At 48.6% G+C, this 15410-nt stretch carries 18 protein-coding genes; 11 read left to right on the top strand and 7 right to left on the bottom strand.

Features of this window, described 5'->3' with window-relative positions; all coding sequences use genetic code 11:
- Window positions 1-9: 9 nt before the first annotated feature.
- From ilvC to ilvA, 6 genes are read left to right on the top strand one after another with little or no spacing between them, the layout of a single operon-like run.
- The gene (gene ilvC / locus BUA12_RS04020; protein ID WP_072708529.1) at window positions 10-1011 is read left to right on the top strand and encodes a ketol-acid reductoisomerase; all 1002 of its coding nucleotides are present in this window, start codon (window positions 10-12) and stop codon (window positions 1009-1011) included.
- 22 nt (window positions 1012-1033) lie between these two features.
- Window positions 1034-2578, top strand: a complete 1545-nt coding sequence (locus BUA12_RS04015; protein ID WP_072708527.1) for a 2-isopropylmalate synthase — start codon at window positions 1034-1036, stop codon at window positions 2576-2578.
- Window positions 2579-2594: 16 nt separating this feature from the next.
- The gene (gene leuB / locus BUA12_RS04010) at window positions 2595-3662 is read left to right on the top strand and encodes a 3-isopropylmalate dehydrogenase (RefSeq protein ID WP_072708524.1); all 1068 of its coding nucleotides are present in this window, start codon (window positions 2595-2597) and stop codon (window positions 3660-3662) included.
- 25 nt (window positions 3663-3687) lie between these two features.
- A complete protein-coding gene (gene leuC, locus BUA12_RS04005; RefSeq protein WP_072708522.1) occupies window positions 3688-5103 on the top strand; it encodes a 3-isopropylmalate dehydratase large subunit in 1416 nt (471 codons plus the stop codon).
- A 15-nt stretch (window positions 5104-5118) separates the two neighbouring features.
- Complete coding sequence (leuD, locus tag BUA12_RS04000; protein WP_072708916.1) at window positions 5119-5715, top strand: 3-isopropylmalate dehydratase small subunit; 597 nt, start codon at window positions 5119-5121, stop codon at window positions 5713-5715.
- 11 nt (window positions 5716-5726) lie between these two features.
- Window positions 5727-6722 (top strand): threonine ammonia-lyase, encoded by a 996-nt coding sequence (gene ilvA, locus BUA12_RS03995; protein ID WP_072708520.1) that lies wholly within the window; start codon window positions 5727-5729, stop codon window positions 6720-6722.
- A gap of 14 nt (window positions 6723-6736) precedes the next feature.
- Here ilvA and BUA12_RS03990 read toward each other — a convergent pair whose 3' ends face one another.
- From BUA12_RS03990 to BUA12_RS03980, 3 genes are all read right to left on the bottom strand, one after another.
- On the bottom strand, window positions 6737-7069 hold the full coding sequence (locus tag BUA12_RS03990; RefSeq protein WP_072708518.1) for a hypothetical protein: 333 nt from the start codon (window positions 7067-7069) through the stop codon (window positions 6737-6739).
- Between the two features lie 337 nt (window positions 7070-7406).
- Window positions 7407-8081 (bottom strand): nuclease-related domain-containing protein, encoded by a 675-nt coding sequence (locus BUA12_RS03985; RefSeq protein WP_072708516.1) that lies wholly within the window; start codon window positions 8079-8081, stop codon window positions 7407-7409.
- Window positions 8081-8689, bottom strand: coding sequence for a YktB family protein (locus BUA12_RS03980; RefSeq protein ID WP_072708914.1), 609 nt, complete (start codon window positions 8687-8689; stop codon window positions 8081-8083). Before BUA12_RS03980 ends, BUA12_RS03985 begins: the two co-directional genes overlap by 1 nt.
- 80 nt (window positions 8690-8769) lie before the next feature.
- Here BUA12_RS03980 and BUA12_RS03975 point away from each other — a divergent pair, with 80 nt between their 5' ends.
- Entirely contained in the window at window positions 8770-9582 is an 813-nt protein-coding gene (locus tag BUA12_RS03975) for an inositol monophosphatase family protein (RefSeq protein WP_072708514.1), read from the top strand.
- Here BUA12_RS03975 and BUA12_RS12935 read toward each other — a convergent pair.
- The 3 genes from BUA12_RS12935 to BUA12_RS03960 all read right to left on the bottom strand — a co-directional run bounded on the left by BUA12_RS12935 (window position 9579) and on the right by BUA12_RS03960 (window position 10823).
- Window positions 9579-9854 carry a hypothetical protein gene (locus BUA12_RS12935; RefSeq protein ID WP_218587330.1) on the bottom strand — a complete coding sequence of 92 codons (276 nt, stop codon included), beginning with the start codon at window positions 9852-9854 and terminating at the stop codon, window positions 9579-9581. The genes BUA12_RS03975 and BUA12_RS12935 overlap by 4 nt on opposite strands.
- A gap of 34 nt (window positions 9855-9888) precedes the next feature.
- Window positions 9889-10461, bottom strand: coding sequence for a hypothetical protein (locus BUA12_RS03965; RefSeq protein ID WP_072708511.1), 573 nt, complete (start codon window positions 10459-10461; stop codon window positions 9889-9891).
- Between the two features lie 170 nt (window positions 10462-10631).
- The gene (locus BUA12_RS03960; RefSeq protein ID WP_072708509.1) at window positions 10632-10823 is read right to left on the bottom strand and encodes a DUF5325 family protein; all 192 of its coding nucleotides are present in this window, start codon (window positions 10821-10823) and stop codon (window positions 10632-10634) included.
- 145 nt (window positions 10824-10968) lie between these two features.
- On the opposite strand from BUA12_RS03960, the gene typA reads away from it, so the two are divergent.
- Together typA and BUA12_RS03950 are read left to right on the top strand one after the other, a co-directional pair.
- Window positions 10969-12813, top strand: coding sequence for a translational GTPase TypA (gene typA, locus BUA12_RS03955; protein WP_143146074.1), 1845 nt, complete (start codon window positions 10969-10971; stop codon window positions 12811-12813).
- A 6-nt stretch (window positions 12814-12819) separates the two neighbouring features.
- Window positions 12820-13185, top strand: a complete 366-nt coding sequence (locus BUA12_RS03950; protein WP_245772737.1) for a YlaH-like family protein — start codon at window positions 12820-12822, stop codon at window positions 13183-13185.
- Window positions 13186-13277: 92 nt separating this feature from the next.
- On the opposite strand, the gene BUA12_RS03945 is transcribed toward BUA12_RS03950, so the two are convergent.
- Window positions 13278-13760 carry a hypothetical protein gene (locus BUA12_RS03945; protein WP_084669879.1) on the bottom strand — a complete coding sequence of 161 codons (483 nt, stop codon included), beginning with the start codon at window positions 13758-13760 and terminating at the stop codon, window positions 13278-13280.
- Between the two features lie 146 nt (window positions 13761-13906).
- Between BUA12_RS03945 and BUA12_RS03940 the strand changes: the two genes are divergently transcribed.
- Together BUA12_RS03940 and BUA12_RS03935 are read left to right on the top strand one after the other, a co-directional pair.
- Window positions 13907-14200 carry an Fpa/YlaN family protein gene (locus tag BUA12_RS03940; protein WP_072708505.1) on the top strand — a complete coding sequence of 98 codons (294 nt, stop codon included), beginning with the start codon at window positions 13907-13909 and terminating at the stop codon, window positions 14198-14200.
- Between the two features lie 32 nt (window positions 14201-14232).
- Window positions 14233-15405: an FtsW/RodA/SpoVE family cell cycle protein gene (locus BUA12_RS03935; protein ID WP_072708503.1), complete on the top strand. Its 1173-nt coding sequence runs from the start codon at window positions 14233-14235 to the stop codon at window positions 15403-15405.
- Window positions 15406-15410 lie beyond the last annotated feature (5 nt).

The raw sequence follows: 15410 nt of genomic DNA, 5'->3' as shown, positions 1-15410 counted from the left end.
AAAATTATTATGACTAAAGTATTCTATGACAAAGATCTTGACCAAGCAGTATTGAACGGAAAAAAAATTGCCATCATTGGTTACGGTTCGCAGGGCCACGCTCACGCGCAGAACTTGAGGGAGAGCGGTTATGAAGTAGTCGTCGGTCTCAGGGAAGGCAAATCTTTTGATAAGGCAAAAGAGGATGGCTTCGAAGTCAAAGCGGTAGCGGAAGCAGTTAAGGATGCGGATGTCACGATGATTTTACTTCCGGATGAACATCAGGCGAAAGTATACAATGAAAGCATCAAGGACAACATGAAGCCCAACAGTGCACTGGCTTTCGCACACGGCTTCAACGTCCACTTCAGCCAGATCGTACCGAGGGAAGATGTGGATGTGTTCCTCGTAGCCCCCAAAGGACCGGGCCACCTTGTACGCCGTACCTATGAAGAAGGTGCAGGAGTACCTGCATTGTACGGAATCTTCCAGGATGTGACAGGTGAAGCGACACAGGTTGCAATGTCATATGCCGGCGGCATCGGTGCAGGCAGGGCAGGTATCCTTCAGACGTCTTTCCAGGAAGAAACGGAAACCGATTTGTTCGGTGAGCAGGCGGTGCTCTGCGGCGGCATGACTTCACTCGTCAAAGCAGGATTTGAAACGCTGACGGATGCAGGCTACCAGCCTGAAGTGGCGTACTTCGAATGTCTGCACGAATTGAAGTTGATCGTAGACCTGATGTACGAAGGCGGACTTGAAAACATGCGCTATTCGATTTCCGATACAGCACAATGGGGTGACTTCGTCAGCGGCCCGAGAGTGGTCAACGAAGACACAAAAGCGCGTATGAAAGATATTTTAACTGAAATACAGGATGGCTCATTTGCGAAGGACTGGGTGCTTGAAAACCAGGCAGGACGTCCGAGATATAATGCTATCAACAACCGGGAATATAACCATCCAATCACGCAGGTTGGCAAGGACCTGAGGGAATTAATGCCGTTCGTTGGAGAAGCAGTGAATAAATAATTGTAGGAAAGGATGATTGGCAATGGCTGATATTCAAATTTTTGATACTACACTGAGGGATGGTGAGCAATCACCGGGGGTCAATCTGAACAAGAGTGAAAAGCTGGAGATCGCCAAGCAGCTCGAGCGCCTCGGTGTGGATATCATCGAAGCAGGTTTCCCTGCAGCTTCCGAAGGGGACTTTGAAGCGGTGAAGCTGATTGCCGACAGCGTTAAGCACTCATCGGTGACAGCACTTGCGCGGACGCATCAAAAAGATATCGACCGGGCATACGAAGCCTTGAAGGACACTGAAAGACCGAGGATCCATATCTTTCTCGCAACATCTCCCATCCATATGGAATATAAGTTGAAGATGACCGAAGAGGAAGTTCTGAACAAATCGGTGGAGATGGTCACATATGCCAAAGAGAGATTCCCGGAAGTGGAATTTTCAGCGGAAGATGCGACACGTTCCGATATTGATTTCCTGTGCAGACTGATCGAGCAGGTGATTGATGCCGGTGCAACCGTGATCAACCTTCCGGATACAGTAGGCTTCACCACACCTTATGAATACGGCCGGATGTTCAAAATCATCAGTGAAACAGTGCCGAACATCGATAAAGTCAATCTATCCTGCCACTGCCATGACGACCTAGGCATGGCGGTGGCGAACTCCATCGCAGCTGTTGAAAACGGTGCGACCCAGGTGGAATGTGCGGTCAACGGCATCGGGGAGAGGGCCGGCAATGCCGCTCTTGAAGAGATCGCCGTGGCACTGGAAATCCGTAAAGATTTCTATCCATATGAGACATCCCTTATCCTTAACGAAATCAAACGTACAAGTGATATCGTCAGCAAACTGACGGGCATGTACATTCAGGCAAACAAAGCGGTGATCGGCCGGAATGCCTACGCACACGAATCGGGCATCCACCAGGACGGCGTGTTGAAAAATGCCGAAACATACGAAATCATCACGCCTGAACTCGTCGGTGTATCCGAGAACACCCTGTTCCTCGGCAAACACTCCGGGCGCCATGCTTTCAAAGACAAAGTCATGGAGTTCAAACTCGACTTGAGCGAGGATGACATCACGACAGCATTCAAGAAATTCAAACTTCTGACAGATCACAAGAAGGAAGTCACTGAAGACGATATATACACGATATTGATGGAAATAAAGACCGCAGATACTGATATCCCTATGTACAAACTTGAGGACTTCCAGGTGAACTACGGGCCTGAAAACGGGACGGAAAGTGAAGTCTCTCTCCGCACGCCGGACGGTCGGGTCGTCTCGAACAAGACCACGGGCAGCGGCAGTGTGGACGCACTTTACGGCACGATAAAAAGCCTGATCGATATGGAATTGAATTTGATCGATTACCAGCTGAACTCTGTCGGACGCGGTAAGGACGCACTTGCTGAAGCGCACCTGCAGTTGAAAGTCGACGGTCAGGTGATGAACGGACGGGGCTCAGCACAGGATGTGATCGAGGCATCTGCAAATGCCTACATCAATGCAGTGAACCGTTACCTGATCAAAAATACAGAGGAAAAATCAGTCTCTGTCAGCAGTTAGAAAAGGAGTGCCATCGATGAAGAAACATATACTGACACTTCCGGGCGACGGCGTCGGCCCTGAAATAATGACGGGTGCAAAATCAGTCCTGGAGAAGATCGCTGATGACTTTAATCACGAATTCACATTCGAAGACGGTCTGATCGGGGGCGCTGCATATGACGCCTCCGGGACGCCCCTGGATGATGGGACGCTGAGCCGGGCGAAAAATGCGGATGCAATCCTGCTCGGAGCAGTCGGCGGACCCAAGTGGGACACGGTAGAGAAAACATTGAGACCTGAACAGGGACTGTTGAAGATCCGTAAAGAACTCGGGCTGTTTGCCAACTTACGGCCGATAAAAGTATTCGACAGACTGATACCGGCTTCTCCCCTGAAAGAAACCATCGTCGGCGGCACGGATATTTTATTCGTCCGTGAACTGACGGGAGGACTGTACTTCGGAAAACCGAGTGAGCGGAGGGACGGCGGCAATTCAGTGGTCGACACCCTGGCATATACTAAAGAGGAAATAGAACGGATCGTAGAGTACGGCTTTCAGGCTGCAAAATTGCGCGGCAATAAGCTGACTTCGGTGGATAAGGCGAACGTACTGGAATCCAGCCGCATGTGGCGTGAAATCGTGGATGAGAAAAGTGCCGCATACCCTGAAGTGGAAGTCGAACATGCGCTTGTGGATTCCACAGCCATGAAGCTGATCACCAACCCGAACGACTTTGATGTCGTCGTCACAGAAAATCTTTTCGGGGATATATTGAGCGATGAGGCATCTGTCATTACAGGGTCGATCGGGCTTCTCCCGTCGGCGAGCCTCAACAGTTCCGGCTTCGGCCTGTATGAACCGGTGCACGGGTCAGCCCCGGACATCGCCGGGAAGGGTATCGTCAATCCTCTGGCAATGATTTTATCAGCTGCCATGATGCTGAAATATTCCTTCCATTTAAGTGAAGAAGCGGAAGCGATTGAAGCAGCGGTGGACAGTGCTTTGAAAGACGGCATACATACATCAGATCTTGACTTCGAAGGCGGCCGCACTGTCAGCACTGAAGAAATGATTGGAACGGTAATAAGCTACATTAAATAATATGAATAAGAGAGTTGATTGAGGAATGGCTGAGAAAAAGACTATAATTGATAAAATTTGGGAAAATCACGTTGTTCATAGAGAAGAGGGACAGCCGGATTTGATATATATTGATCAACATTTAGTTCACGAAGTCACTTCTCCTCAGGCATTTGAAGGTTTAAGACTGACAGGAAGAAAAGTCCGGCGGCCCGATTTGACTTTTGCAACGATGGATCACAATGTACCGACGAAAAACCGTGAAAACATCAGGGATGAAATTTCTGCAAAACAGATGGATGCGTTGAAGAAGAACTGTAAGGATTTCGGCGTGAAGCTTGCAGACATGTTCCACCCTGATCAGGGCATCGTCCACGTCATCGGCCCGCAGCTCGGATTGACACAGCCGGGCAAGACGATCGTCTGCGGAGACAGCCACACTTCCACGCACGGTGCATTCGGCGCACTGGCTTTCGGCATCGGTACAAGTGAAGTGGAGCACGTGCTTGCGACACAGACTTTATATGGAGACCGTCCGAAGACGATGAACGTCAAAGTCAACGGACCACTTGGGGCAGGCGTGACTGCAAAGGATCTCATCCTTGCGATCATAGCAAAGTTCGGTGTGAAGTTCGGTACCGGATATGTCGTTGAGTATACTGGTGAAGCTGTACGCGACCTGACGATGGAAGGCCGCATGACGGTATGTAACATGTCCATCGAAGGCGGCGCAAGAGCCGGACTGATCTCCCCGGATGAAAAAACGGTCGACTTCCTGACCGGCCGCCGCTATGTCCCTAAAGACGAGGAAGAATTCAATGCACTTGCCGGCGATTGGCTGGCACTCGCCACAGATGAAGGTGCAGAGTATGATAAAACGATAGAAATCGATGCAACACAGATCGAACCGCAAGTCTCATGGGGCACAAACCCGGGCATGGTGGTTCCGATCAGCGGCACGACACCGTCACTTGATTCTGTCGAGAACAAGGATGAGATCGGCCGTGCCCTGACTTATATGGACCTTGAAGAGAACCAGCCGATCACATCGATTGAAATCGACCACGTGTTCATTGGATCATGCACGAACTCGAGAGTGCTCGATCTGCAGCGTGCAGCGAAGATCATCGAGGGAAAAAAAGTCAAAGCCGGCATACAGGCCATGGTGGTGCCGGGCTCATTCCTGGTTAAGCAGGAAGCCGAAGCGCTCGGCCTGGATGAAGTGTTCAAATCTGCAGGGTTCGAATGGCGGGATGCCGGATGCAGTGCATGCCTCGGAATGAATGATGACATCATCCCTGCAGGCGGCCGCTGTGCCTCGACATCCAACCGGAATTTCGAAGGCCGCCAGGGCAACGGTGCAAGAACGCATCTGGTGAGTCCTGAAATGGCTGCAGCTGCAGCCATCGAGGGCAGATTCGTGGACGTCAGGGAATACGGGAAAGAACCACAGATTTCTTAAGGGAGGATATCGATGATGGAAGCAATTGAAAAGCATACCGGTACTGTTTATCCTCTCGGGAGGGATAACGTGGATACCGACCAGATCATTCCAAAACAATTCTTAAAAAGGGTTGAACGCACGGGTTTCGGTGAATTCGTCTTCTACAACTGGCGTTTCGATGATGAAGGCAATCCGAAGGAAGATTTTGAGATCGACAGCCCGAAATATGAAGGTGCATCAATACTCATCGCAGGGGAAAACTTCGGCTGCGGATCTTCAAGGGAACATGCACCGTGGGCGTTGCTCGATTATGGTTTCAAAGTCATCATCGCCCCAAGTTTTGCAGACATCTTCTACAGCAATGCCTTCAAGAACGGCATCATCGTCATTGAGGCTGAAGAGGATAAAGTGAAGGAATGGCAGGAAAAAGCCCAAAATGGAGACTTCATGCTGGCAGTGGATCTTGTCGAACAGACAGTGACTTCTGACAGCGGAGTATATAAATTTGATATCCCATCATACCATAAAGAAAAACTCATCAATGGATGGGATGACATCTCATTAACTTTGCAGCTCGAGGATAAAATCAAACAATATGAGGAAAGTGGTGGTCGCATGGGGATTTCTTAACCGGTGGATTAGTGGTTGACGCATGGAGTCAACTCGGAGGAACAATCCACAATACGCCTTTAGTCACATCGAATACTACGAATTTACGTACAGACAGAGAAGTTTATTTCAAAATGGAAAATCAACAGAAGACGGGCGCTTTCAAATTCAGGGGCGCAAGTTATAAGTTGATGAAACTGTCTGCTTTGGAGTTATCGAAAGGTGTGCTCACGGCTTCGGCCGGGAACCACGCGCAGGGTGTAGCGCTCGCTGCCTCGAAACTCGGTGCAGCCGCCACGATATTCATGTCGGAGTCCACTCCGACCAATAAAGTGGAAGCGACGAGAGGGTATGGAGCAGAAGTGATACTCGTCGGGGAAAGTTTCCAGGAAGCTTATGAAGCCTCCCTGGAACATCAGAAAAAAACCGGCGCAACTTACGTCCACCCTTTTGATGACTACGATATTATGGCAGGTCAGGGGACAATAGCATTTGAAATGCTGGCTCAGCAGCCGGATCTCGACACACTGATCGTTCCGATCGGTGGCGGCGGGCTGATCAGCGGCATTGCAGTCGCCGCCAAAAGCATCAATCCGGATATACGCGTGATTGGTGTACAGGCCGAGAGGGCACCATCCATATTTAAAGCCTATCATGAGGGACAGGTTGAGCGGTTGAAGACCGTCACCACCATTGCGGAAGGCATTGCAGTCAAAGAGCCAGGTCAGTTGACATTGCCTATAATCAATAAGTATGTAGACGATGTAATTTGCGTATCGGAGCCGGAAATCGCTGATGCGATGATCTACTTCCTTGAAAGAAGCAAGACACTGGTGGAAGGTGCAGGCGCAGCGGCACTTGCGTGCCTGCTCAGCCATCACGATGTCATCGATTCTGATAAAACCGGTGTGGTCGTCAGCGGCGGCAACATCGACATCTCGAAGATGCCCGACATCCAGAGTCTGGCAAAAGAACTTCGTGTTGAAGCGGGCTTACCGAAACGGGAGCTCGTCAAGAATCAGCATTGAGAATAAAGTTAAAGTTAAAGATGCGTCCGGGAGACCGGGCGCGTCTTTTTGGTTTGGGGTGTGGGGGATGTAGGATCTGAAGGGACAGATGTGAGCAGAATCTGCTTACTCAGCTCATAAAACGGGCCTGAATGAGCAGGCATGAGCAGAATCTGCTTACTCAGCTCATAAAACGGGCCTGAATGAGCAGACATGAGCAGAATCTGCTTACTCAGCTCATAAAACGGGCCTGAATGAGCAGACATGAGCAGAATCTGCTTACTCAGCTCATAAAACGGGCCTGAATGAGCAGACATGAGCAGAATCTGCTTACTCAGCTCATAAAACGGGCCTGAATGAGCAGACATGAGCAGAATCTGCTTACTCAGCCCTGAAAACGGGCTCGAATGAGCAGGCAGAAATAAAAACTGCTCATCCGGTTATGATAATCATAACGAATGAGCAACTATGTTTTATAATCCCTCAGTAGTCAATCCAATTTTTTTGTCTATAACGTCTTATTGTGGCACTGCTGAAAGTATGACCGCTATATTCAGCTAACTTATTAGATGAAAATTGCCAGGATGAATTGAGTGTGCGTAATTCTTCAACTAGCTGCTTCAATACTTCAACCGAAGTGTAGTCATGTGAGCAGGATGCACACCTGAATCTTCCGCGATGCACCCGGCGCAGCGGGCCATTCGCTCAATCCGGACAGAACACTCCGCCGGAGAGTTCATCGAAGGTGACATTGGCGTCCGCATCATAGGCGGATTTGACGACACGCCTTGAATCGAGCAAATCAATGAAGCGGGAGTAATCATACTGGTTAGGCTGCAGCACGTACTTCAGCCGCTTCATCAGATTGTTACGGATATATATGTTCTGATGGTTCGGCAAATTGTAGATCGTCTGTTCCGGGTGGATGAAGACAATATTGTTTGTCATCTTGAAGTGCATATTGAATTCACGCATCATTTCCGTCAGGACATTCCGGTGGTTGTCGACCTGGTTCAGCGGGTTGACGATTTCCTTGCCGCCGGCAAATCGCCATGACCGGTCGACCGTGTATTCAATATCGTACTGGTAGTTCTTTATTTCGAATGTATAAATCCGGTCGCCGCCGATGATGATATTATCAATCTGGACTTCAGCCGGTCCTGCGGTGGTTTTACTGTTTTCCGCGGCAGCATCAAGCCGGAACCTGTAATCTTTCAGATGCACGACCGGCACCCCGAGGTCTTCCACAATTTCATCAAACTGCAGTTCTCCGGCATATCCCAGCTGATATTTCATCAGGTCCTTCTTGTCCCGGGGCGTGAGGACGGTGCGCCTGTTCAAAATTTCAAGCTGGGCATGCCTCAGGGACTTCCCCCTCATCAATAAAACTTCATGAGCCTGGTCATCACCTTTTCCAGATCGGCGATGAAAGCCTCATCGGATTCAAGCTCGGAATCCCCGGGACGATAGACTTTTCCGACAAGGAATTCGCCTTTCTTCACATCCCGTAAACGGACCAGTCCAGCCTCGATGTCTTCATCGGATAACTCCGAGAGCTGCGGTTTCACGGGCTTCATATGATCGAGTGAAATGGAATAATCCTGGGGCAGCGCCCTGAACAGATCGATATCCTGAAGCCATTTATCAGCCATATTCTTCTTATCCGGGGATTCGTAGATCACCCCGTACATGCAGAAGGCATGGTCTCCCCAAAGCCCGATTTGGAAATGGGGCATCATCTTGTAGCCGCGCTTATTCGGCGAGAATGCCACCCAGGTGTCATCAGGGGGATTCACTTTGCGGCGGGCATGCATCGCCACATGCGCAAACTGCTCCTCACCCGTGAGATCTGTCAGGAACCCTGAAAAATGGTCCCCGAGATTGTAAAGTTTAACACGCGGGTTTTCCTTCAATGCTTCCATGCGTGGTTCTAGGCCGTCAATTTGAAATATATCAAAATCTTTTTTTGTAAAGCGATATTTTGTCATGTACATTTTCCCTTCTGAAATAATCCTTATGAATATGATAAAATAATATAAGAACCCAATCAAACTTTTGAGGTGTATTTATGGAAATCTATAAATTTGCACAGGAAGTCATATCGGATGCGGGAGCATTCATCCGCCAGCGTATGACCGAAGATTTTAACATTGACAGTAAATTGAATCCGAACGACCTCGTGACGGATGTGGATAAAGAAACAGAGCGTTTCCTGTTCGAAAAAATTGAAGAAAGATACCCCGACCATAGAATTTTGGGAGAAGAAGGCCAGGGGGCGGACATTGAGGACACGGACGGTGTGTTGTGGATCATCGACCCGATCGACGGGACTTTAAACTTCGTGCATCAGCTGGAAAACTTTGCCGTCTCAATCGGCATTTACATTGACGGTAAACCCTATGCAGGATTGATACTGGATGTCATGAAGGACGACCTGTACCACGCGGCTTATGAGCAGGGCGCTTATAAAAACGACCGGCCGCTTCACGACATCGAGGCGTCCAGCCTGAAATCCTCACTCATCTCCACCAACGCCAACTGGCTCGTACGTGACGGGATCAACACGCCGTTCATTCAGATAGTGAAAGATGCCCGCAGCGTACGTTCGCTGGGCTCTGCTGCCCTGGAATTCGTCAATGTCGCCCGCGGGACGAGCAGTGCGGCTCTATTCTACCGTCTGCATCCATGGGATTTCGCAGGCGGCGTCATTTTATTGAACGAGGTGGGCGGCATAACGACGACGCTGCTCGGGGACGGGCTCAGGCTGCTCAACACGAACAGCATAATCGCCGCGAATAAAACGATCCACGCCGAGATCATCGAGTATTTCAAGGCTGATGAGGCGTTCATCAGAAATCATAAAAAGTTCCACAAGCTTTAATCCCTGCGTCCGGTGAATTCATATCTCCGGGCGGAAACTTTCTGGAAAAGCATCCCGGTCAGCCTGGTGTAGGCGTAATTGTTCAAGTCAAAACCGAGATGGTGCATTATATCGCGTCGGCTGTAGACGGTCTCCGGCATGACCTTGTCCAGGCAATGAAAGTAATCCTCCGCCAGGTGAAGCAGATTATCGATGGTCATACAGGTGTTGCACTGAAGCAGGTTGCTGTTGAATATCTTGAAATCAAGGGACAGGCACTTCAGGCACCTCATGCCGGGTTTGAATGCAGCAAGATCGAAATCATGATCAGGTTTCAGTGATAAGTCGACTGGGGAGTGGCGCGTCCTTCTTTTTCAATACGGCTGAGTGTTCGATGGCCTTCAGGTAATAGTCAAGGTTCTCCTTAGATAAAAACAGGTCGGATTTACGGGTCTTCAGTCTGAATTCATCGTTCATCATCACGTATTTCACGATGATCGGGCGCTGGAACGCCCCTTCATCGATCAGCTGGGCCCTGAACATCTGATAAAGTTTTTCACTGCGGTTCAAATCCAGCACCGCATCGTGTGCATCATTGCAAAGGATGTTGAAGGCATTGATATAATGACTGCCGGCAAGGTCATGAAGGATGAATATGTAATAGCAGTAATCCGTGACGAGCAAAACATGGATGAATTCGCATCTGCCATCCACGTACACCTCCGAGTGCCAGTGGATCTCCATATTTGCGGTTTTAATCCTGCTCAGGTGCCGCTCGAACGCCTCTTCCAGTTTTTCAGAGCGGCGGAGGGCCTGATATTCTTTCGCCTCATCTTCGGAAAACGGCAGGCGGTTGTACAAAAACTCATAAACCTTCAGTTTTTCATTCTTTTTGCGCATCTGTAGCACCCCTTTGTATGTATTATTTCAATTGTGCACAAAAGGTGAATTGTCGTCAAAATGCAATAATTTGATTTCAGGCATGAAAAAAGAACAGAAACAAGGTTTCTGTTCTTCAGGATTTCAAATTCTGCAGATGCAACGACTCAGAAATACGAAATCTGTAGTTTTTATAACCAGCCGTTTTCACGGTACTTCTTCTTCAGCGTAAAACCGGCACCGAAGATACCGATGAAAATCAGCACGGTCAGTGCAGCCAACAGCCACATTGCCTCCGCGGCGAAAACAGAAAAAGCGACCATCATTAAAACAGCCAGAAAGGCGAGGAGTAGAAATACAGCTTTTGATTTGGGTTTATCCATCATCCGGAGCTCCTTACGTATCATTATATTATAACAGTATAGCATATTTACCATATTATCAACACTTTACAAGATATATGATTTAAAGGGTAACTGTGATATAATGGTACAGTTAAAGATCAATTCTAACAATGAAGGGAAAGTCTTGATGAAATTAAGAGAAGATATCCGTAATATTGCCATCATCGCCCATGTCGATCATGGAAAAACCACATTAGTTGACCAATTATTGAAGCAGTCCGGCATATTCCGTGAAAATGAGCATGTGGAAGAACGCGCAATGGACTCGAATGACATAGAGAAAGAACGCGGTATTACGATTCTTGCCAAAAACACCGCAATTGATTATAAAGGCACCAGGATAAACATCCTGGACACGCCGGGCCACGCGGACTTCGGCGGGGAAGTCGAGCGTATCATGAAGATGGTGGACGGCGTCATCCTTGTAGTGGATGCATATGAAGGGACGATGCCGCAGACACGCTTTGTACTGAAGAAAGCACTCGAACAGGATTTAAAGCCCCTCGTCGTCGTCAATAAGATAGATAAAGAAGCAGCACGTCCTGAAGAAGTGGTGGACGAAGTGCTGGAACTGTTCATCGAATTGGATGCAAACGACGAACAGCTCGAATTTCCGGTCGCCTACGCCTCCGCGATGAACGGTACAGCAAGTGAGGATCCGGACAAGCAGGATGAGAATATGCAGTCACTATACGAAATGATCGTCAACCAGGTGCCGGCCCCTGTCGATAACAGGGATGAGCCTCTGCAGTTCCAGGTGGCTTTGCTGGATTACAACGACTATGTCGGCAGGATTGGTGTCGGCCGTGTATTCCGCGGGGAGATGCGTGTCGGTCAGCAGGTTTCATTGATCAAAATCGACGGCACCGTAAAGAACTTCCGGGTGACCAAGATATTCGGCTTCTTCGGGTTGAACCGTGTGGAAATCGACCATGCAGTCGCCGGTGATCTCATCGCTGTCAGCGGCATGGAAGACATCAACGTCGGCGAGACGGTGACGCCTGTCGACCATCAGGAAGCAATGCCTGTGTTGAGGATCGATGAGCCGACGCTTCAAATGACGTTTTCAGTGAACAATTCTCCATTTGCCGGCAGGGAAGGCAAGTTCGTCACTGCAAGCAAAATTGAAGAACGTCTTGAACAGCAGTTGGAAACGGATGTATCCCTGAAGGTCGAGCCGACCGATCAGCCGGATATGTGGATCGTTTCAGGCCGCGGTGAACTGCATTTGTCCATCTTGATCGAGAATATGAGGCGCGAAGGATTTGAACTGCAGGTATCCAAGCCGATCGTCATTGAAAAGGTGATCGACGGCGTCAAATGTGAACCATACGAACGCGTTCAAATCGATGTGCCCGAAGGGGATACAGGCAGCATCATCGAATCACTGGGCCAGCGTAAAGGTGAGATGCTGGATATGGCCAACACCGGAAACGGCCAGACGCGCCTTGTATTCCTCGTGCCTGCGAGAGGGCTGATCGGCTACAGGACCGAGTTCATGTCCATGACGAGCGGATATGGTATATTGAACCACACATTCGAAGAGTATCGTCCGGCCATCAAAGGCCGCATCGGCGGCAGAAGGAACGGGGTGCTGGTATCCATGGATAAAGGCGCCGCCTCCACTTATGCCATACTACAGCTTGCAGGCCGCGGCACCAACTTCATGGAGCCGGGGACGGATGTGTACGAGGGCATGATCGTCGGTGAAAATTCACGTGATAATGACCTGACGGTGAACATCACGAAAGTGAAAGCAGCGAACAACATCCGTTCAGCAACAAAAGAACAGACGGAAACGATGAAAAAACCCCGTGTGATGACGCTGGAAGAGGCGCTCGAGTTCATCAATGACGATGAACTGGTGGAAGTGACCCCGGACACTGTCAGGTTAAGGAAGAAGATACTTGATAAAAGCGCGAGGGAACGCGCCCAGAAGAAAGAAAAGATAAGACTTGAATCGGAGTGAGTATAATTGTTTCTCCCAGCTGTACTGTCAAACGCTTCAGTCAACGTCAATGAGCGTCTGACCTTTTTCGGCCGTCTCTACGGCCTGGACACGAACCCGGAGCTCGGAATGTGGCTGTTGTTCATTACAATTTTTGTGCTCTCCATCATCGTTTATGTACTGGGTTTCGCCCGAAAGATCAAACCATGGCAGAACATCGTCATATATATCGTCATGTTCTTCGGATGCCTGATCTTAACGTTTTTCGGTGCGTTCCTGCCCGTGGCTGAAAGTCTCATCGTTGCAGCGATCGTACTCGGCCTGTACCGTTTCAGGCTGCACAGGGAAAGAAAAGCGGGCAACATACCGCCGAAGGAAAAGGAAGCCAGATAAAAAACACGCCCTCTGCCTGGTACCACTGAAGTTTACAGTTTATTTATTTCAACTGTAGACTTAGGAGGTAGCAGATCAGCAAGGGCGTGTTTTTATTTTATGGTGATGGCCGTCACATGTTTTAAGCGTGTTTTAAGATCATTATCGTCGATGACGACGAGGTCGATCATATTGTCTTCGTACAGTCTTTTGCCGTCCTGACTGAATTGGGCATAATGTTTGTCCCGGTCGTTGTACGGGAGGATCGTCGTGCCTTCATCATGGGTATATGTAATCATCGCTGCTTCGCCGCGTCCGGGTTCCGTATACTCAAGGAAAGGCTTCAGGTTGATGATGAAAGTTTCCTCAAGCAGCTGTTGATTCTTATATTTCTTTTCCGACTTCAGTGTCGGTGGTTTTGAGCTCCCTTCAATGATCTGACGGTTCCATTCGGTATCATCTTTGAAGGAGATGACTTCCTCTTCCTTCGGGGCAGTCAGTGCTTCATCCAAAGCCACTTTACGGTCGTCAAAGATCCAAGTCGAAGGGTCAAGTGTAATCTGGAATTTAATGTCTCCCTGAATTTGTATAATCATAACATCGCTCCTTATGAGGTCAATTATATCAAAGTATACTTTGATATCATACGCCTTTGATTAATTTAAGCCCTTTGGTTTCCTTGCAATTTCACCTTGCGTGATATAAAATTTTATTATAGTGAGTAGAGGGGGTAAGTGAGTCCATGAATGAAGAATTGCGTCATCAGGCATATGCACAGCTCGAAGCGGATGCAGATCGTATAGTACGGCTGATCAAGGTGCAGATGGACAATTTGACGATGCCCCAATGCCCGGTCTATGAGGAAGTTTTGGACACGCAAATGTACGGACTTTCCAAAGAAGTGAATTTCGCCGTACGTCTTGGATTGGTTGATGCAGAAGATGGACGGGAACTGCTGGAGAAGTTGGAAGTTGAAGTTTCTAAAGTCCATGATCTATATATGCAAGAGGAAAAACTTGAGTCTAAAGAAATTTAATCTTTAGACTCTTTTTAAATGAGGGAAATGATATGGGATACATAAAGGATTTTTTCAGTTACGTCAAAGCATATTCCAAATATGTGGACTTCACCATCATCATCACATATGTGCTGCTGAGCCTGATCGGCCTCGTCATGGTGTACAGTGCCAGCATGGTCATGGCATCCAGGGTGGAAGGTTCGCCGGAGTTCTACTACCTGAGGCAGATTTTATTCATCGGCCTGGGTTTCTCCATCGTTTTTTTCATGACCTATTTCATGTCGGGGGAGCTGCTCAGGAATAAAAAATTCCAGATGACCTCACTTATAATCATATTGGTACTGCTGTTGTATACGATGTTTTTCGGTGTGGAAGTCAACGGGGAGAGGAACTGGATCGATCTGGGGCCGTTGCGCCTGCAGACTTCCGAGTTCTTTAAAATCGTCGTCATCATCTATATGGCCTATATATATGACAAGAAGCTGTCCCAGCACAGGCTGGATAATACGGATTACATTTATCCTCTGACATTCATTGGAATATGTTCGACGCTTGTATTGTTGAACGACTTCGGCACCTGGCTGGTCATCATTTCCATCATAGCCGGCGTCTTCATGTATTCGGGTGTACCATTGAAACTCATCATGAAGACAGGGCTCGTCCTCACCGTCGCCGCCGGTGTGCTGATGGGCATCGCGATGCTCATCCAGGGTCAGGTGCTGTCCAACTATCAGATTGCACGTATTGAAACGTTCATGAATCCGTTCGTGGATCCGATGGGGGCCGGCTATCAGCTGACGAACTCGCTCATCTCAATATCCCACGGGGGATTGTTTGGTACAGGTCTTGGCAACGGTGTGATGAAGCTCGGTTATCTGCCTGAACCGCACACTGATTTCATATCTGCGGTCATCGCAGAAGAACTGGGTCTTGTGGGGATATATGCGATATTGATCCTTTACATCGTATTGGTTTTCAAGGCACTCAGGTATGCTGCGATTTCAAATGATAAGTTTTACAGTCTGATATGCATCGGGGTCGCATTGTATATTGCCATGCAGCTGTTCATCAATATCGGCGGGATATCGAAAATCATTCCATTGACGGGAGTGCCGCTGCCGCTGCTCAGTTACGGCGGCTCTTCCTTCCTGTCGGTATCCATTGCGATAGGGTTATTGAACATTGCAGCGAAACATGTCAAAAGAGAAAAAGAAGTATTTTAACACCG

This window comes from Lacicoccus alkaliphilus DSM 16010 (genome assembly GCF_900142805.1).
In the GTDB taxonomy this organism is placed as follows: domain Bacteria; phylum Bacillota; class Bacilli; order Staphylococcales; family Salinicoccaceae; genus Lacicoccus; species Lacicoccus alkaliphilus.
Note: the sequence above shows the minus strand (reverse complement) of the source record. Positions and strands in the feature narration are given on the sequence as shown.